The organism is Ignavibacteriales bacterium, assembly GCA_016709765.1.
Classification (GTDB): domain Bacteria; phylum Bacteroidota; class Ignavibacteria; order Ignavibacteriales; family Ignavibacteriaceae; genus IGN3.
The window spans coordinates 587,389-606,041 of record JADJMD010000012.1 but is presented as its reverse complement, the minus strand read 5'-3'; the positions used below and the strand labels follow the sequence as shown (position 1 = coordinate 606,041).

Below are 18,653 nucleotides of genomic sequence, written 5' to 3'. Positions count from 1 at the left end.
TGTTGATTTTTTGAAATTATGTTTGAAGAATTATCTCTAAAATTAGAATCCGCACTTAAAAAAGTTACCGGACAGGGGCGCTTAACTGAAAATAATATTTCAGATACATTGCGTGAAATTAGAAGAATTCTTCTTGATGCTGATGTAAATTATAAAGTTGCAAAAGACTTTATTGAAAACGTAAAAGTTAAAGCTCTTGGCAAAGAAGTAATCACTTCAATTTCTCCAGGGCAATTAATTACAAAAATTATTTACGATGAATTAACTGAACTGCTTGGCGGTGGGCATCAGGAACTACAGATTAATCCATCTGGAATTACAACTATACTAGTTGTAGGATTGCAGGGTTCAGGTAAAACAACTTTTTGCGGCAAACTTGCAAAAAAATTAACTGAACAAAAAAGAAAAGTATTATTGGTTGCTGCTGATATTTACAGACCTGCAGCTATAGAACAATTAAGATTACTGGGGAAGCAAATTGATATTGAGGTTTTTTCGATTAAGGAGAAGGATGCAAGAAAAGTTGCAACTGATTCATTAATCTACGCAAAAGAAAAAAGCTATAATACAGTAATATTTGATACTGCTGGAAGGCTTCATGTTGATGAACAGATGATGCTGGAAGTATCAGATATTAAAAGTATTGTTAGTCCAAATGAAAGTTTGTTTGTTGTTGATTCGATGACCGGGCAGGATGCAGTAAATTCTGCAAAAGCATTTAATGACACCGTTGACTTTGATGGTATTGTTCTTACTAAATTGGATGGTGATTCAAGAGGCGGTGCAGCTCTTTCAATCAGATCAGTTGTTGGTAAACCGATTAAATTTATCAGCAATGGTGAGAAATTGGAAAATCTGGAAATATTTTATCCTGATCGTTTAGCTTCCAGAATTTTAGGTAAAGGTGATGTTATATCCCTTGTAGAGAAGGCTCAAGCATCGTTTGAGGACTTTGAAAGTGAAGAATTAGAAGAAAAACTAAGAAAAAATAAATTTGATTTTGATGATTTTCTTAAGCAAATTAAAGTCATCAAGAAAATGGGTTCTTTATCTTCCTTGTTAGGAATGATTCCCGGGCTTGGTTCTAAGATTAAAAATGCCCCGATTGATGATAATGCTTTAGTTAAAGTTGAAGCAATTATCAATTCAATGACAAAGCAAGAAAGAAGTACGCCGAAAGTTTTAAACGGCAATCGACGTAAAAGAATAGCAAGAGGTAGCGGCACATCAATACAAGATGTAAACCGTTTAGTTAAGCAGTTTAGTGAAATGCAAAGAATGATGAGTAGTTTTTCTAAAAAAGGATTACCAAATTCAATGCGTAATTTTAAATTTAATTGATAAAAGAGATAATATCCGGAGGATAATAATTTGGCTGTAAAGTTAAGATTGAGAAGAATGGGAAAGAAAAAACAACCCATTTACAAAGTTGTTGCTGCTGATGCACGCTCTCCAAGAGATGGAAAATTTCTTGAAGCTGTTGGTATCTACAACCCACTTACAAATCCACATAAAATAGATTTGAAAGAAGACAGAATAAATTACTGGTTAGATAATGGCGCGCAGCCAACTGATACAGTAAAAAGTTTGTTTAATCAAACAGGTATAAACCTTAAGAGAGACATTGCAAAACGCAAACTTCCAGCGGAGAAAGCCGAAGCACTGTTAAAGAATTGGCAAGCATCTAAGGAAGCTGCTTCACAGAAAAAATCTGTAAAGAAAAAGAAAAAAGCTGATACACAGGAAGCTAAAACAGAGCAGCCTGCTTAATTGTTTTTTGTTCTAAATTATGGAATGGAGGTACATCAGAAGTTACGGGTGCCGCTTCTGAATTAGACTCTTGATAAATTAAAAATTTATCAAGACTGTACATAACAACTTATTGACCCGGGTTCATTATAGGAGGCTTCTATTATGAAAGAGTTCATTGAGTATATCGCAAAACAACTTGTTGATAATCCTGACGGCGTTGTTGTTGAAGAAAAACTAACTGAAGAAAAAAAGGTAGTTTTATCTTTAAAAGTTCAAGCTGATGATATTGGTAAAGTGATTGGCAAGCAAGGCAAAACTGCACAAGCTATGCGAACACTTTTAACCGCTGTTTCAGCTAAAGAAGGCAAGAGAGCAATTCTTGAGATTGAAGATTAAAATAGTTCAAGTGTTTTAATTGAATGAGTTTTATCTTATAGCAAAGATTCTTTCTGCCGGTAAAGATGGATTTGTTAAAATTCAATTGGTTCCAGGATTAAAAATAAACACTGAACCAATTAAATTTTTATATCTGGATTTTTGGGAAAAGAAAAAAAAGTTAGAGCTTGAAGAGATATTAAGTATTAAAAACTCTTTTTTTTTAAAATTTAAAAACTTTGATGATGAAAGAGAAGTATCTCTTTTTATTGGCAGAAATGTTTTTGTTACTTCAGGTGATTTTGAAATAGTTAAAAATGATAGTGTCCTTAAATCTGATTTAATTGGGTGTGAATTATTTAAGGGACAGGATTTTTTAGGAACAGTGATTGATTACTTTGAAACTCCTGCAAACCCTGTGATTGAAATAATTTTGGGAAATGAAAAGAAAATTCTTATCCCATTTGTTCATTCTATTTTTGAAAAAATTGATCCTGAAAATAATATTTTGATATTAAATTCTGATTTTGGTTTTGATGATGATGAAGATTGATATTATTTCTGCGGTGCCGGATTTGCTCTCCAGTCCGGTTAATACAAGTATTCTAAAAAGGGCACAGGATAAAAAGAAAGTTAAAATTGAAATACATAATCTTAGAGATTATGCATTTAACAAGCACAAACAAATTGATGATAAGCCTTTTGGCGGTGGTGCTGGAATGGTGCTTAAACCCGAACCGTTCTTTGAATGTATTGAAAAATTAAAAGCTGAAAGCAATTTTGATCATATAATTTTTACTACACCAAAGGGAAAAATATTTGATCAGAAATATGCAAACAGATTATCTCTTGCAAATAATATTTTAATTATTGCAGGACATTACAAAGAAATTGATGACAGAGTTAGAGAAAATTTTGCAACCGATGAAATCTCTATTGGGAATTATGTTTTAACAGGCGGAGAGCTTCCGGCTCTTATCATTACTGATGCGATTGTAAGATTAATTCCCGGAGTACTCAATGATAGTGAATCGGCTCTTGATGACTCATTTCAAGATGGTGAAGTTGTGGAAGCACCCTATTATACCAGACCTGCTGAATATAAGGGAATGAAGGTACCAGAAGTATTACTTTCTGGAAATGACAAAGAAATTAAAAAATGGAAACAAGAACAATCTAAAATCTTAACTGAAAAGTGGAGAAATTTTAATAATTAGTGGAGTATGAAATGATCGATCTAAATAAAATAGCACCAGACCAGATAAAAACCGACATGCCTGTTTTTAATCCAGGCGATCACGTTCGTGTACAAGTACGAGTAGTTGAAGGTGATAAAGAAAGATTGCAGTCTTTTGAAGGCGATGTAATAAGTATTCGAGGTTCAGGATTAAACAAAACCTTTATGGTTAGAAAAATGTCCAGCGGTGTTGGTGTTGAAAGAATTTTCCCTTTTAACTCGCCAAAAATTGCAAAAGTAGAAGTGCTAAAGTTGGGCGACGTTAGAAGAGCAAAACTTTTCTACTTAAGAAATCTTTCGGGTAAGGCTGCAAGAATTAAAAGTAAAAAATCTTAAATCTAAATATTTTGGGAAGCCGCTAAATTCAGCGGCTTTTTTATTTTATGAAATCTAAAATTTTCCTTCCGCAAAATGTTTTTTCCCAGATATTCCTTTCTGAACTAAATCTTGAAGGAAGTGTTTCTATTGAGTTTCATCCTGCTGCTTTAATTGCTAAAAAATTATCGATGGATGAAAATTCAATCGGGCTAATCCCAATATTAGATTTACTTGCTTTTAAAGATTTATTTGTCTCTTCCAAAATTGGTATCTCATTCAACGCACTTCTTTCAAATTCATACATTCATTTTAAAGAAGGTCAGGAAAAATTAGAACAAATATTTCTTAAAGGCGATGTAACAACTAATGAAATAATTCTAAGTAAAATTTTGTTTAAAGAATTTTATGATGTTGATGTTACACCTACATTAGTCAAGGATGAATCGTCACACATTGATGCTAACACACTTGTTGTTGGTGATGAAAATTATATGAAAGAATTGTTTCTAAACGGATTAAGTTTTGCAGAAGAAATAATTGAACTGATTGATGCCCCTTATGTTAACTTTATTCTTGCTTCCACATCAGAATTAGTTCTTAAGGAATTTGCTGAGAAACATAGAGATGATTTACTAAATGGTCATACAGAAGAATACGCATCCATTCTAAAAGGATTTACACAAACCTCCCTGGATTTTATTTCAGTAAACATTCAGCATATAGTTTTTGATCTCGAAGATCAGGATCTTGAAGGAATAAAGACGTTAATGCAGTTGCCTTATTTTCACGGAATTCTTAAGGATATGATAGATATTAAATTTGTTTAGAAAAAGAATTGAATATTTATTTTATTAATATCATCTTTTTCGATTCAACATATTCTCCAACTTTTAATTGATAGAAATAAACACCACTCGGTAAAGAAGCATCACTAAAAATTATTTCATAATCACCTGCCGGTCTTAATTCATCAACTAGAGTTGCGATTTTATTTCCTATGATGTTATAGATAATCAAGGATTGATGACTTCTGATAGAAGAATTCCAACTAATTTTTGTAGTCGGATTAAACGGATTAGGATAATTCTGATAAAGTTTAAAGTTAATTGCAATTTCATTCCCATTGTCTATAGTCGAAGCCGAATTCCAGCCTGCAAGTTTTGCCCACAACCACCAAGCGGCATAAGCCTTTAAATTGCCATTTAATGCTTGTGTATGCGCTGGTGAGCAGTCATACCAATCAATATTTATAGTGTGAGAGTTCTGCCAATCAATTGCCCAATTTTTGTCTAAGCTTCCATTTCCATCGCTGTCATAATCACAATTATCAGTTGCATTCTTGTCAAGATAATAATTCCCATTCGGATCATAGGATTCTATATCATTAAAATCATATAAAATTTTTCTGTTTGTTAAGCAATAATTTCTTATCTGTTCATTTCTTTGATTGAGGTTCCCGTTAATTCCACTTCCATCTAAGTGCCCTGTCATATAAACAAACTTTACATTTGGAAAATCATTTTCTAATTCATTCATTAAACTCAAATATGTGTCAATATTTTCCTGAGTCGCACTGCTAACTTGACCACACCATGACCAAATTACTACATTTACATCAATGTTTGCAGAATTATTTAGATAGGTTCTAGTTGCAGATTCCCACGCTACAAAGTCTGGGCTGCCTAAATCTGATGCACCACTGAAGGCATAATCATCAATATCTAAAGCTCCGTTGGTTCCGCCTTCATTAAAAGCATATTGCGAACCTTTCCAATTTTCTAATCCATCCATTCCGGTTATTAACTGGCTACCGTGAGATGTGTGACCATATGCAATGTGTAATTTTACTTTTGCTGAATCAATCCAATTACTTGGAGTGAGTGATAATTTAGCTATAGTATGATTTGCGATTATTGATTCTTGTGAAAAAATGCTGAGTGAATTCGTTACAACCATTATTAAAGCTAAGTAAAATATCTTCTTCATTTATTGCCTCTTAATTCGTTTTATCTGCTTAAATAAAAAATCAAACAAAATGCCACAGGGATTCGGAATAAATTCATTTAGAAGATCGATAGGGAAGCTAATTTGGTTAATAATCAGTCACCAAACCTTCTGATTTGTTAAATGTAAATATTTAGCACGTATTTATTACTGATATGAAGGTGGAAATATATTAGCATTGTTGGCTGGAAGCGAGTACTATTTGATTCAATTTTTAATCGATGGCAGCTTACTTGTTTTTAGATAATCCCGGAATTGATTTCTTGTTGATATGACTTCATTATGATTTAGATCAGTGTGAATAAATATCAATCGATTATTTTTTAAGTCATTAATTTTTAATTGCGATTCTTCAGTACTGAAATATTGAATTTCCCAGGCATCCAAATCGTCTATCAAACTTTCAGTTTCATTTTTTGTCCCACCAGCATCTGTATAAATATTAATAAATCTTCCATCAAAATATTCTATCCAGTGAGCAAATTTTTCTGTTTGTCCGTAAAGTGCATCAAATAAAATAACATCAGAAATGTTTTTTGTGTAACCACCGCGCATTAAGCAAAATGAAATAACACGATAAGCCCCACTATGTCCCGCTAAAATAATACCGTCAATTTTGCTCGATTTCAATTTCCCTTTTTCTTCCAAATACTTTATAACATCATCAATTAAATTTTTCAAACCATCATTCTCCTCCAACTTACCTCCATAGGAATCCGGCGAATCTTTTGGTCCTTCGGGAAAAACAAAAATTGCATTTTTATTGCTTTCACAAAATTGTTCTATAAGATTAAATTGAACACAGGCACTATCAATATTATTATTCCATCCGTGGAAATAAACCACAATATTTGTTTTTTCTGTTGGATTAAATCCTTTAGGAATAAAAATCGCGACACTGCTATCACAATAATGCTCTTGTTCAGAATAAGTTTTATCATTATAAGTATGCCCGTTCATTCGGTTGAGATGTGGAAAAGGTGCAGATGAGAATTGGGGAATGAACATTTTTCCAAGATGTGCATATCTTTCTGTAAGCATTTGGGAAAGTGTAAATTTGGAAGAAGTTACAATAAAAATTAAAATAACAGTAATATACTTTATCATAAAATTCATCTATTATTAAAAAAAAAGAGCGATTCATAGAATCGCCCTCAACAACAAAACTAAATCTCTACGTGACTTGAACTAATTACATTAGTATTTTCACTTATCTTCTTAAGCATATCTGCGGTTGCAGCAGTCTGTAATTTCATTGTGCAGCAAGCAGCGATACCACCTTCAAAAATTATATTTTCAATCTCTTCAATGTTAATGTTGCCGCTTCGTATAATTTCAAGTACACTTGCTAGCACACCGGGTTTATCATAATGTTTAACAACAAGTTGATAATGAGCATCTGTAATCTTTGCTCTGTTAACCCAATGTTCAATCACTCCGCTATGAACAAATTTCTTAATAATATTTATTGTTTCTTCAGCAACAGCATCTTGTGCCTGCTCAGTAGAAGCACCAATATGATGTGTTACATAAACATTAGGATTGTTTTGGAGCTTGGATAAAACCTCACCGGATTTACCTTCAGGTTCACCTTTAAATACATCACATGCATAACGGATGTTTTTTTCTTTTATTGCTTCAAGCAAGTCATCTTCAACAACTACATCCTGTCGAGATGTGTTAATTAGATAGGCGCCATCTTTCATATACTCAAACATTTGCTTGTTGAATAAACCTTTCGTTTGTGGGGTAGAAGGCAAATGGATTGTAACTATATCACACAAAGGTAGAAGTTGATCCATTTCACTGAAATCTTTTATTTGCACGCCTTCAATTCTTGTGATATCTTTTCCATAAACATTCATTTCAAACGCAAGTGCACGTTTAGCTACCTCTTTTCCAATATTTCCAACTCCGATAAGGCCAAGCGTTTTCCCTTTTAATCCTTTACCCTTGGAATACTTGTCCTTATTCCAAACGTTTTTATTGAAATCAGAAACATTGTCAGGAATAAATCGATCGAGTGAAATCATCAATCCAAGAGCAAGTTCGGCTACTGCAACAGCATTCATACCTGGGCAATTTGTAACATAGATGCCTTTTTTATTCGCTGCAGCAATGTTGATATTGTTTACACCTGAGCCGGCACGAATAATTAAATTAAGTTTTTTTCCGCTGCTGATAGTTTCTTCGTTTACTATTGTTGAACGCACAACTACTATATCCACATCTTTTGCAGCTTCTGGAAGATCTTTTTCTCCAAGTTTTGCATTGTAGATTACTTCAAGATCAAGGTCTTTCATTTGCTGGATATATTTATCCGGAAATTTGTCAGCTACTAATACTTTGAGTTTCATAAATACCTCTTTGTTTATGGTTTACCTGGAAATGATTCAACGAATTTAACTTTTATATCTGGAAACGAATCAACTATTTTGATTTTAATATCAGGAAATGAATCTACTATCTGCCACTCTCCGCAATCATCCGGAAACGAGTTAACTATTTTTACTTTAAGATCAGGAAATGATTCCACTATTTGAACAGTTATATCTGGAAAAGATTCTACAAATTTTATTTTTCCATTGAGTGGAAAATCTTTAAAAGTACAAGTTTCAAAATTTATTTTGCTTTTATCTTGTGAGAAAGATGTGCTAGCAAAGGAAAAACACAAAAAAATAATTAGTGTCATTTCGGCCGAAGGGAGAAATTTGTTTCCGGAACAAGAAGTAAAGTTTCTTATTCGAAGACTCCATCGAAATGATTTACTAACAATTTTCATAATAGAATTTCGGACTTTAATATAATTGCAAATCTTCATCTTCGTTCTGAGTAACAAAAATTATTTTAACATTGGAATTTTCACATTCCATTTTTTTGCATTGTCAATTGCTTGTTGATAACCTGCATCTGCGTGTCGCATTATTCCCATTCCAGGATCATAAGTAAGAACTCTTTCTAGTCGTTCTTCCGCTTCTTTAGTTCCGTCTGCAACCACAACCATTCCGGCGTGGATTGATTTACCTATTCCAACCCCGCCGCCATGGTGAACGGAAACCCAGCTTGCACCTCCGATAGCATTTAGGAGCGCATTTAGGATTGGCCAATCAGCAATTGCATCACTTCCATCAATCATTCCTTCTGTTTCTCTGTTTGGTGATGCTACAGAACCGCAATCAAGATGGTCTCTTCCGATTACAATTGGTGCTTTAACTTTTCCATCAGCAACAAGTTTGTTAAAAATCTTTCCCATCTTTGCACGTTCACCATAACCGAGCCAGCAAATTCGTGCGGGTAATCCTTGAAAGTGAACTTTCTTTTGTGCCATATCAATCCAGTTGAGAAGTTGTTTGTTTTCCGGAAAGGCTTCTCGTATAGCTTGATCAGTAACATAAATATCATTTGGATCACCGCTAAGTGCGGCCCAACGAAATGGTCCTTTGCCATCACAGAAAAGGGGGCGAATGAATTCCGGAACAAATCCCGGAATATCAAAAGCATTTGCCAATCCGTTTTCCTTAGCTTCACCGCGAATATTATTTCCATAATCAAAAACTATTGACCCTCGTTTTTTAAATTCCAACATTGCTTCAACATGCTTAATAACGGTTTTGCGGGAAAGAGAAATATATTTTTCTGGATCGGATTTTCTTAATTCAACTGCATCTTCAAAACTCATTTCCATTGGAACATAACCATTTAACATGTCATGTGCAGATGTTTGATCTGTTACGATATCTGGAACAATTCCCCGCTTAATAATTTCGTGATGAACTTCTCCGGCGTTACCAATCAACCCAACAGAAAGCGCTTCTCCTTTTTGTTTTGCATCGAGAACAATATTCAGTGCTTCATCAAGGTTATCTGTAATTACATCTGTGTAACCAGTATCAATTCTTTTTTGGATTCTTGCTCGATCAACATCAACACCAAGAAATGCAGCGCCATTAAACGTTGCTGCAAGGGGTTGAGCGCCACCCATACCGCCTAATCCAGCAGTTAAAACAAATCTGTTTTTAAGTGAGCCACCAAAATATTTTTTTGCTGCTTCTGCAAAAGTTTCATAAGTGCCTTGTAGGATTCCTTGAGTTCCAATGTAAATCCAACTGCCAGCTGTCATTTGTCCGTACATCGTTAGACCAAGCTGTTCTAATCTGCGGAACTCATCCCACGTTGCCCAATCAGGAACAAGCATGGAGTTTGAAATTATTACTCGTGGCGCGTTTGTATGTGTTTTAAATATTCCAACAGGTTTGCCTGATTGAACTAAAAGAGTTTCATCATTTTCTAAACTTTGCAGTGATGTTATTATTGCTTCATATGCTTCCCAATTGCGAGCAGCTTTTCCACTTCCGCCGTAAACAATTAATTCATTTGGATTTTCAGCAACATCGGGATGCAGATTATTCATCAGCATTCGCATTGCGGCTTCCTGAATCCAGCCCTTACAAGAAATTTCTGTGCCTGTGGGTGCTATAATATTTTTTGTATCTGTCAACATTATTAATCCTTAAAATGCTTTTCCAATAAACTATCGTATTGTTTGAATAAAGATTTGTAAATCCATTTTTTTATAAACCAGCTTTTTTTCATTTCCTTTTTCATAAAGTCAGAGTTTTGTTTAAGCTGATGAGTCAATCTTATCTTTTCATCTTTTGTAAATTTAACTACGTCTTCGCCCTGATTTAATTTTTCTATAATGGAATTAAATGCTTTTTCTTCAGCAAAAAATCTGCTATCGCCGGATACTTGTTTTAAAGCTTGTTTACAAAAATTTGTTAATAATTTTTTTTCATTCTTATCGAATTCAAAATTGTAATTAGTGAATAGTTTTTTCATTTTCTCCTTTAGCGTTATTAAACGATAATATTTTTTCTCGTATTTTTTGATAACCTGGTTTAATTATGTTGTAAATGTATTGCAATCTTTCTTTATAAGGAATGAATGCAGACTTCATTGAGTTGATTGTGATCTTTTCAAAATCTTCAAAGTTTAGATTGAAATATTCAATTGCAGTTAAGAATTCTTTTGTCATTGTAGTGTCGCTCATTAGCCTATCATCAGTATTTATTGTAACGCGGAATTTTTCTTTGTACAAAATTCCAAACGGATGATTTTCTAACTTATCAACTGCACCTGTATGAAGATTACTTAGAAGACAAATCTCAAGCGGAATTCTTTTATCCAAAACATATTGAGCAAGTTCTCCAAACTTTACAACATTGCCGTTTGCATCAAGAACAATATCTTCCAATAATCTTGTTGCGTGTCCGATTCTATGTGCGCCGCACCATTGTATTGCCTGCCAGATAGATTCTTTACCAAATGCTTCACCTGCATGAATTGTAATATTGAAATTAGCTCTTTGTATATGTTGAAAAGCTTCGATATGTTTTTTAGGTGGATAGCCGCCCTCTTCACCTGCAAGATCAAATCCAACAACTCCATCATTTCTAAAATTTACAGCTAGTTCTGCTATATCAACTGTGTCTTTCATATTACGCATTCCGCAAAGTATCAAACCATAACCAACTCCAAAATCTTTTTTCCCGCGTTCTAATCCTGCAAGCACTGCATTAACGGAATCTTCGTAATATAAACCTTTCATTCTGTGATAAACGGGAGCGAATCTTGTTTCAACATAAACAACACCATCGTTATGCATGTCTTCCATCATTTCGTAGGAAATACGTTCCAATCCTTCTTTAGTTTGCATAACTGCAGTTGTGTGTTCAAAGCCTTGAAGATATTCTACAAGATTTCCTTTATTTGCACCGCGATGAAACCACTCGGCAAGTTCGCTAGCATTTTTTGTGGGAAGTTTATTGTAGTTAAGTTCTTCAGCAAGATCAATAATAGTTTGGGGTCTAAGTCCACCATCAAGATGGTCGTGTAAAAGTACTTTTGGGATAGTTTTGATAATTTGTTCGGTGGTCACAATAAACCTCTTTTTTGTTACCAAAAAATATCCTTTTAAGCAAGTAAAATCAATTTAAATTGGTGTTTTAACACCTAAGAAATGGCTATATATTTTAAAAAATGTTTGTATCTTTGAGCTATAAAATTAGAAGAGTATGAATAAAGGAATTAATTTTTTACTTATAATCGGAGAGAAAATGAGACAAACAAAATTGTTCGTAGTTGCATTACTTATGTTAAGTATGCTTTTTGTGGGATATCAATGCGGATCCACAGAAATTACAAGTGCTAAATTATACATTCAGCAGAAAAACTACGATAAAGCTCTAGAAGTTTTACAGAAAGAAGTAACAAAAAATCCTAAAAGTGATGAAGGATTTTATTTATTAGGATTTGTTCATGGCGAACAAGGAAATTTTATGGAAATGGTTGATAGTTATGATAAATCACTAGCCATCAGCAAGAACTTTGAAAAGGATATCAATACTTCCAGAAAGTATTTTTGGGCACAGGCTTTTAATCGCGGTGTTGGCTATTATCAGAGAGGCATAAAATCAGCTGATCCAGATAGTGCAAAAATTTATTATGATAAATCAATTTCAGATTTTAATTCCGCACTTAGAATCGAACCAGATTCTGCAGATACATATAAAAATCTTGCGTTTGTTTATTTAAGTAAAGGTGAGAATGAAGCTGCTGTTGCTCCGTTAAAACAATTAATAGATCGTGAAAAATCTATTGATGGATATAAGTTCTTAGGTGAAATTTATTATGTAAATGGAACTAATCTAAAAAATGAAGGAAAAGTTGAAGAAGCGAAAGTTGAGTTTAATAAAAGCATTGATGTTTTAGAAGAAGGATTAAAAATTTATCCTAATGATCCGGAAATGCTTGTTACTTTATCAACCTCTTATATTGGTGCAGAAAGAAGCACTGAAGCTATTGATAAGTATAAGAATCTTGTTGAGGCAAAACCTGAAGATAAAAACATCAGATATAATTATGGTGTTCTTTTATTAGGTGCAGATGATTTTGCCGGTGCTGAAACTCAGTTCAAAAAAGCTATTGAAATTGATGCAGCTTACGACAATGCTATTTACAATCTTGGTGTAACCTATTTAAAGTGGGGAACCTTCTTAAATAAAAAATCTGATGAAACAGGAGTAGTTTCGGATGAATATAAAGCAAAGTATCAATCAGCATTACCTTTTTTAGAAAAAGCTGTTCAGATGAAAGATGCTAATGCACAAACTTGGGAACTTTTAGGAAAAGTTTATTCTGTGCTTGGAATGAACGATGATGCTAAACACGCTTTTGATGAAGCAGATAAAATAAGATAAATAATTATGGATAATAAACAACCACAAGGGCAGCAGTTAAACATTGAGCTTGGTGAAAAAGAAGCTGAAGGAATTTATTCTAATCTTGCAATTATTTCACATTCACCAGCAGAATTTATAATTGATTTTACTCGAATTGTGCCCGGTATTCCTAAAGCGAAAGTTTACAGCAGAATAATTACAACTCCGCAGCATGCAAAAATGTTAATGAAAGCTTTGATAGATAACATTGATAAGTTTGAAGCAAAGTTTGGCGAGATTAAAATTGACAATGCACCAAATCAGATGTTCGGTTTTGTTCCGCCAAAAAGTACTGAAAAAGTAAACTAATTATACTGCTCCGATCTTAATTGAAAGCCGGCTATTTAGCCGGCTTTTTTTGTAATTATTACTTTAGATTAGTCAGATTTTCCGCAATCAAATCCTACTCCTTTCAAAAATTCATTTTTAATCAAAACATTAATTGGAATAATTGTTGTCCCAAGCTTAACGTTATTGGATTCAACTGGTGGAGAATGAATCTGTTTTAAAATATAAATGATTCATGAATATAAAACTTACATATAAGCCTGTTTATTTCTATAGAATTAGATTTTCATTTCAAAACCATTCTATTAATTACATTCCTTTCGTTCGTATCAACTCATTCAAAATTTCAAATCAAGCTAGAAAAACATGAAAAATTATTGTTACATTTCACTTATTACAATATTATACACCATTGCAACTTTTGCACAATATGGATCAGCCGGCGTTACAGATGCACGAAGTTTAGGGTTGGGCAAAACTTATACGGCAACCTCTGAAGGTGTTTTTTCAATAGGAATAAACCCTGCTAATTTAATTTTTTCTAAAAAAGGATCGATAGATTTTTCTACTGCATTGCCTTTTCCATCTGCTGGAATTAGAAGTGGTACAGATTTTTTATCCTATGATGATTTTAAATATTATTTTGGCGGAATTGGTGGCACGGAAAAAGTATTAAATGAAGATGATAAAATTCGTATTAATCGTTTATTTGAAAATGGCGGGCAGTTTTATACACATGCTGGTATTGCGCTCTTATCATTTAGTATAAATCCGGGTTCTGAAATTGGTACTTTTGCATTTTCTGTAGGTGATTATGGTGGTGGCAGATTTAATTTTCCGCAAGCAATAAAAGACCTTTCTTACAACGAAGGAAAAGTATATGATTTTAGTGATGCATCCATAGATGCATGGTGGGTAAGAAGCTATTCACTTTCGTATGCAAGACAATTGGAATTCTTGAGCGAGGGAATTTTTGAGAAATTTGGTTTTGGAATGTCATTTAAACTATACCATGGATTTGGATACCTGGCAACAAAAGAAATAACAACTAATTTAACCACGAATGCAAATGGAACAATTTCCGGATCAGCAAATCTTTTAGCTTATTCCGCGTTGTCTGATGATTTTGGAATCGCTTATGACTTTGAAAATATTGAAAGAAAACAAAATTTAGGTTTGTTTCCTTCTCCAGTTGGAAAAGGTTTTGGATTTGATTTTGGTTTTTCAGGGATGATAAATAATTCCTGGAAATTTGCAATTGCAATAACTGATATTGGACAAATAACATGGAATAAAAATGCTGCAAGATTTGTGTCAGAAGGTGATATTATAGTAACAGATATTAGTAACAAATCACAGCGTGATTCTGTGTTTGATAAAATTTTTGGAACAGGGGAAGCTATTGATATGTTTGTTACAAAACTTGCTACTGCATTAAGAATTGGTACAGCGTGGCAAGTTTCAAAGGATCATGAAAATGGTTTTCCCGGAAAGTTTATGGTTGCTTTTGATTACAATCAAGGGTTTAACAATTTACCCGGTAATTCAACTAAACCAAGAGTTTCTTTTGGATTTGAATGGCAGCCTTGGGCAGCTTTTCCTTTCTTAAGATCTGGTTTTGAATTTGGAGGTGCTGAATCGACTAATTGGTCATATGGAATGGGCTATGATTTTGGATTCCTTGAAATTCATCTTGCAACAAATGCAATGCAAAATATGTTATTCCCCAAATCATCAGATATGTTATCTGCAGCATTTAGTTCAAGATGGAAAATTAATTAATCAAAATAGAAAAGTAGAATTAAAAAAATTACTGTCTTGCTCGCCAAAGATTTATTGCAGCGGCAATCATAAATACAAAATTTGCTATCCACGCTGTGATAATAGGGTTTAGCAATCCGTTTTTTCCGAAAGCCTGACTGACCTTCATAAAGACTAAATACAAAAAAGTTACAAGAATATTCAATCCAACTTGCGATGCAATGCCGCCTTTTCTTTTGTTGGCAGATATTGGTAAGCCAAACAAAACCACAATTACACTTGTCATTGCAAAGGCAATTCTGGAATGATATTCAATTAATGTAGAAGTAGGGTCGTTACCCGCATTCTCTTGAGATTTTATAAGATTGCTTAGTTCAGATAAATTCATCTCGGATGGTCGTGTTTGCTTTTGCAACAAATCGGAAGGTGTAAAATTTAAGTTTGGTATAGGATACTCTGTAAAATATTCCGCATTTTGTTTTTTTCCGTAAAAATCTCTTTTAATTCCGTTGTTAGCAACCCAAACATGTTTTAAAGTATCATAGACCATGCTTACGGCATCAATTCTGGATTGCATTTGTTTGAGATCTTTTGCATTAAAATCCTGAATGCTAACTCTATTTGCTCTGTTGGAGTTATTATCAAAAAAAGAAATGCTTACAATTCTTTGTTTTGAATCCTGAAAATAAATGTTGCTGCCGGAAAAGTTCAAATTCTTTTTTAGATATTCTTGTTCGATATTTAATTTAGTTTTATTGGCCATCGGAACAACGTAGCCGCTAAAATAGATTGAGAAAAAACTTATAAAAAAAGTTGTGATAATAAATGGAAGCATAAATCTAAATAGACTAACACCACTTGCTTTTATTGCAGTTAGCTCACTTAAATTTGCAACCTTACCCGCAGTAAACAAAGCGGCAAATAGAACGGCAACCGGTGTAATCAATCGAATAATTTCCGGAGAGAAAACAATGTAGTAATGAATTATTTTAAACGCAGGTACACTTTGATCAATAAAATCATCAAGGTTTTCCATCGCATCAATTACAATAAAAATAACTGTAAATCCGAGCAGTCCAAAAAATAGCGTTTGCAAAAACTGCTTGATTAAATATTTATCAATTATTTTCATCTATCACAGCTGTATCTTTTTGTCTTAACTTTTTTGGAATTAATTTTTTAATAAAATTGAATGTAATAGTTTTAACTTCTTTATTTGTTTTAATAGTTAAGATAATTCCAACAATGCCTAAAACTATATTAGCTGCCCACATTCCAATAAATGGGGAGAAGAACCCGCGCTCGGATAATTTTTCTCCGCCAATTAAAAACGCCCAATAGATAAGAAAGAAAAACAAACTAATACCTGCTGCAACGCCAAATCCACCTTTACGAACCATTACACCTAAAGGCGCACCTATCAACATAAATATTATGCACGCTCCGGGTAAAGCATACTTCTTGTAAATTTCAACTTCATACTTTTCAAGTTCGCGTTTTGTCCACTCAACTCTGTTGAAATTGGAGTTAATAATATTTTTAACAGTTCTTACTTTATCAACAGCTCGCAAATAAACTAGTTCAGGATTATTACCCAAATTATTTTCAGTTTTAGGAAATGCTTCTGAACTGTCTAAGAATAAATGTCTTTGTACTTCTTTTTTAAACAAAGTGAAGTTTTCATTTAAAACTATTTTAATGCTGTCAGTAATAATTTGCATATCATATACACTAAGTTCTCTTTCACCGCGTGATGTTGGTCCGGATTGTTGAAACGAAAATTGATCACCATCCATTGTAATAATATGTTTTTCAAACTCAAGCTTTCTGTACATCGTGGTATTTTGAATATCGGATTCGTGAATTTCTCCGTGGTACAAATCCATAAGCAACTTAGATTGATCTTTTGAAAAAAATATTTTACCGCTATCAGCAGTAACAACATTTACCTTTGCGCCATTAGTGTAATCATAAATAGTGATTTGATATAACCAGTTGGAGTTTTGATCAATTGATCGAACTAAAATTGCGTAGTTGTTAACTTCCTGCGAAAAAAAACCAGGCTCAAGTGAAAGCGTAGGTTTTGTTCGAGAAATATCACTCATTAATATTTTTGCCTGATGATTAGCATCTGGTAGAACATCATTATTAAATTGGAAAAGGAGAATTGCAACAACGATGCTTGCTAGAAAAGGAGGAAACATCATTTTGTAAAGACTTATGCCGGATGCTTTCATTATTGTTACTTCATTGTTCTGGCTAAGATTACCAAACGCCATTAATGTTGCAACTAATGATGCCATCGGCACAACAAGCACAACCATCCAAGAAAGATTGTATGCAATTAATTTAGTAATAACCCAGCCATCCAACCCTTTGCCAACTAATCTATCAGCAAATTTCATCATAAACTGCAGGAGAAAAATGAACATTAACGTTACTAATGAAAACACGAATGGGATAAAATGAGCCTTAAGTATGTATCGGAATAAAATCATTAATCAAAGATAGTTAACACACAAAAGTTTAACAAGAAGCTTATTTTTAAGGCGTGATAATGAGATAATGCTTATATTTGTATTGCAAAAGTTATTAATTTCTAATATCTATTTTTAAAAATGTTTCGATCATTGTTATTAATTATTGTTTTTACCTGTGGGGTTAATTTACTTGCTCAAGATGAAAATATTTTATTGAGTACAGATCAAAATTTTCCAAAGTGGTTAAAAACTAATCATTCCAGAACTGACCAGACATCCGGAATTGCTTTTATAAAAAGCGAATGTGGTAAAAAATATTTTCTTACTGCTGATGATATCGGCTTTATAAATCTTTTAACACTTGAAAGCGATACAATATTTGACATAGAAAACGTTTCATTTATAGATAGCGCTGAAAATTATTTTTCTAATTTTCCTAAAAAAGATTTTGAAGAAATAACTTATGATAAAGGATCCGGTGAAGTTTATTTATCAGTTGAAGGTAATGGTGATAACTACAATGACTATGTAGGAATTTATAAATTAATATTCAATAACAATGATGTCCTTTCAAAACAAATCACATCAGTAATAAAAATGAGTTATACACCTGCAAGTTTATTTTATAAATACACAAATTGGAATATCGGTTATGAAGGATTTGCACTTGATGATAATTATTTTTATTTGGGGTTAGAAGGATTCTACTCTAACAATCAATTTGCAGATAGCACTTTCATTTTTATTGCTAACAAATCTGATTTGAGTATTTTTAAAGAAATCAGCACAAAAAGTTTAGGCATTTCTACAGTTTGTGGATTATATTCTGATGAAGATTATTCACTCTGGGGGATTGACAGAAACAATCGAACTATATTCCATATATTTTTTGATGATGAATTTAACATAAAAGATTTTTCTAAATATAAAGGAGTTACATTTATTCCTGGTTATCACAATCTAAATTATTTACCTTCCTACGAAAGCATCACAATGGGTGAGCAAAATAATATTTATATTGTTGATGATCCTTGGAAAGAAGTGTATGTTCCTAAGCAGGAGATTTTAAATAAACTTGATAACGAAACAATTAATAATTTTAAAACATACGTTCCAACAATTTTTAAATTTAAAGTAACATATCCATAAGGAGAAACA

The 18,653-nt window shown here is 32.9% G+C and carries 20 protein-coding genes; 11 read left to right on the top strand and 9 right to left on the bottom strand.

What is annotated here, in order from left to right; all coding sequences use genetic code 11:
• Positions 1 to 18 precede the first annotated feature (18 nt).
• From ffh to IPJ23_08530, 7 genes are all read left to right on the top strand, one after another.
• On the top strand, positions 19 to 1,341 hold the full coding sequence (gene ffh, locus IPJ23_08560; protein MBK7630740.1) for a signal recognition particle protein: 1,323 nt from the start codon (positions 19 to 21) through the stop codon (positions 1,339 to 1,341).
• Between the two features lie 30 nt (positions 1,342 to 1,371).
• The gene (rpsP, locus tag IPJ23_08555) at positions 1,372 to 1,770 is read left to right on the top strand and encodes a 30S ribosomal protein S16 (GenBank protein ID MBK7630739.1); all 399 of its coding nucleotides are present in this window, start codon (positions 1,372 to 1,374) and stop codon (positions 1,768 to 1,770) included.
• A 144-nt stretch (positions 1,771 to 1,914) separates the two neighbouring features.
• Positions 1,915 to 2,148 (top strand): KH domain-containing protein, encoded by a 234-nt coding sequence (locus tag IPJ23_08550; GenBank protein MBK7630738.1) that lies wholly within the window; start codon positions 1,915 to 1,917, stop codon positions 2,146 to 2,148.
• Between the two features lie 19 nt (positions 2,149 to 2,167).
• Positions 2,168 to 2,680, top strand: a complete 513-nt coding sequence (gene rimM / locus IPJ23_08545) for a 16S rRNA processing protein RimM (protein MBK7630737.1) — start codon at positions 2,168 to 2,170, stop codon at positions 2,678 to 2,680.
• Positions 2,670 to 3,344, top strand: coding sequence for a tRNA (guanosine(37)-N1)-methyltransferase TrmD (gene trmD, locus IPJ23_08540; protein ID MBK7630736.1), 675 nt, complete (start codon positions 2,670 to 2,672; stop codon positions 3,342 to 3,344). Before rimM ends, trmD begins: the two co-directional genes overlap by 11 nt.
• A gap of 11 nt (positions 3,345 to 3,355) precedes the next feature.
• Positions 3,356 to 3,700, top strand: coding sequence for a 50S ribosomal protein L19 (gene rplS / locus IPJ23_08535; protein MBK7630735.1), 345 nt, complete (start codon positions 3,356 to 3,358; stop codon positions 3,698 to 3,700).
• 47 nt (positions 3,701 to 3,747) lie between these two features.
• A complete protein-coding gene (locus tag IPJ23_08530; protein ID MBK7630734.1) occupies positions 3,748 to 4,509 on the top strand; it encodes a hypothetical protein in 762 nt (253 codons plus the stop codon).
• 16 nt (positions 4,510 to 4,525) lie between these two features.
• Here IPJ23_08530 and IPJ23_08525 read toward each other — a convergent pair whose 3' ends face one another.
• The 7 genes from IPJ23_08525 to IPJ23_08495 form a co-directional block, all read right to left on the bottom strand.
• Positions 4,526 to 5,668: a T9SS type A sorting domain-containing protein gene (locus tag IPJ23_08525; GenBank protein MBK7630733.1), complete on the bottom strand. Its 1,143-nt coding sequence runs from the start codon at positions 5,666 to 5,668 to the stop codon at positions 4,526 to 4,528.
• Between the two features lie 225 nt (positions 5,669 to 5,893).
• Positions 5,894 to 6,793, bottom strand: coding sequence for a hypothetical protein (locus IPJ23_08520; protein ID MBK7630732.1), 900 nt, complete (start codon positions 6,791 to 6,793; stop codon positions 5,894 to 5,896).
• Between the two features lie 59 nt (positions 6,794 to 6,852).
• Positions 6,853 to 8,043 carry a phosphoglycerate dehydrogenase gene (locus IPJ23_08515; protein MBK7630731.1) on the bottom strand — a complete coding sequence of 397 codons (1,191 nt, stop codon included), beginning with the start codon at positions 8,041 to 8,043 and terminating at the stop codon, positions 6,853 to 6,855.
• Positions 8,044 to 8,057: 14 nt separating this feature from the next.
• Positions 8,058 to 8,360, bottom strand: a complete 303-nt coding sequence (locus IPJ23_08510; protein ID MBK7630730.1) for a hypothetical protein — start codon at positions 8,358 to 8,360, stop codon at positions 8,058 to 8,060.
• Between the two features lie 168 nt (positions 8,361 to 8,528).
• Positions 8,529 to 10,187 (bottom strand): urocanate hydratase, encoded by a 1,659-nt coding sequence (hutU, locus tag IPJ23_08505; protein ID MBK7630729.1) that lies wholly within the window; start codon positions 10,185 to 10,187, stop codon positions 8,529 to 8,531.
• A 2-nt stretch (positions 10,188 to 10,189) separates the two neighbouring features.
• Positions 10,190 to 10,525, bottom strand: coding sequence for a hypothetical protein (locus IPJ23_08500; GenBank protein ID MBK7630728.1), 336 nt, complete (start codon positions 10,523 to 10,525; stop codon positions 10,190 to 10,192).
• The gene (locus IPJ23_08495) at positions 10,506 to 11,624 is read right to left on the bottom strand and encodes an adenosine deaminase (GenBank protein ID MBK7630727.1); all 1,119 of its coding nucleotides are present in this window, start codon (positions 11,622 to 11,624) and stop codon (positions 10,506 to 10,508) included. Before IPJ23_08495 ends, IPJ23_08500 begins: the two co-directional genes overlap by 20 nt.
• A 178-nt stretch (positions 11,625 to 11,802) precedes the next feature.
• On the opposite strand from IPJ23_08495, the gene IPJ23_08490 reads away from it, so the two are divergent.
• The 3 genes from IPJ23_08490 to IPJ23_08480 all read left to right on the top strand — a co-directional run bounded on the left by IPJ23_08490 (position 11,803) and on the right by IPJ23_08480 (position 15,036).
• Complete coding sequence (locus IPJ23_08490) at positions 11,803 to 12,945, top strand: tetratricopeptide repeat protein (protein MBK7630726.1); 1,143 nt, start codon at positions 11,803 to 11,805, stop codon at positions 12,943 to 12,945.
• Between the two features lie 6 nt (positions 12,946 to 12,951).
• On the top strand, positions 12,952 to 13,275 hold the full coding sequence (locus IPJ23_08485) for a DUF3467 domain-containing protein (protein ID MBK7630725.1): 324 nt from the start codon (positions 12,952 to 12,954) through the stop codon (positions 13,273 to 13,275).
• Positions 13,276 to 13,620: 345 nt separating this feature from the next.
• A complete protein-coding gene (locus tag IPJ23_08480) occupies positions 13,621 to 15,036 on the top strand; it encodes a hypothetical protein (protein ID MBK7630724.1) in 1,416 nt (471 codons plus the stop codon).
• Positions 15,037 to 15,064: 28 nt separating this feature from the next.
• On the opposite strand, the gene IPJ23_08475 is transcribed toward IPJ23_08480, so the two are convergent.
• Both IPJ23_08475 and IPJ23_08470 read right to left on the bottom strand, forming a co-directional pair.
• Entirely contained in the window at positions 15,065 to 16,147 is a 1,083-nt protein-coding gene (locus IPJ23_08475) for an LptF/LptG family permease (protein ID MBK7630723.1), read from the bottom strand.
• Positions 16,134 to 17,513, bottom strand: a complete 1,380-nt coding sequence (locus tag IPJ23_08470) for an LptF/LptG family permease (GenBank protein MBK7630722.1) — start codon at positions 17,511 to 17,513, stop codon at positions 16,134 to 16,136. The genes IPJ23_08475 and IPJ23_08470 overlap by 14 nt, the downstream gene beginning before the upstream one ends.
• 120 nt (positions 17,514 to 17,633) lie before the next feature.
• Between IPJ23_08470 and IPJ23_08465 the strand changes: the two genes are divergently transcribed.
• On the top strand, positions 17,634 to 18,644 hold the full coding sequence (locus IPJ23_08465; protein MBK7630721.1) for a hypothetical protein: 1,011 nt from the start codon (positions 17,634 to 17,636) through the stop codon (positions 18,642 to 18,644).
• Positions 18,645 to 18,653: the final 9 nt, after the last annotated feature.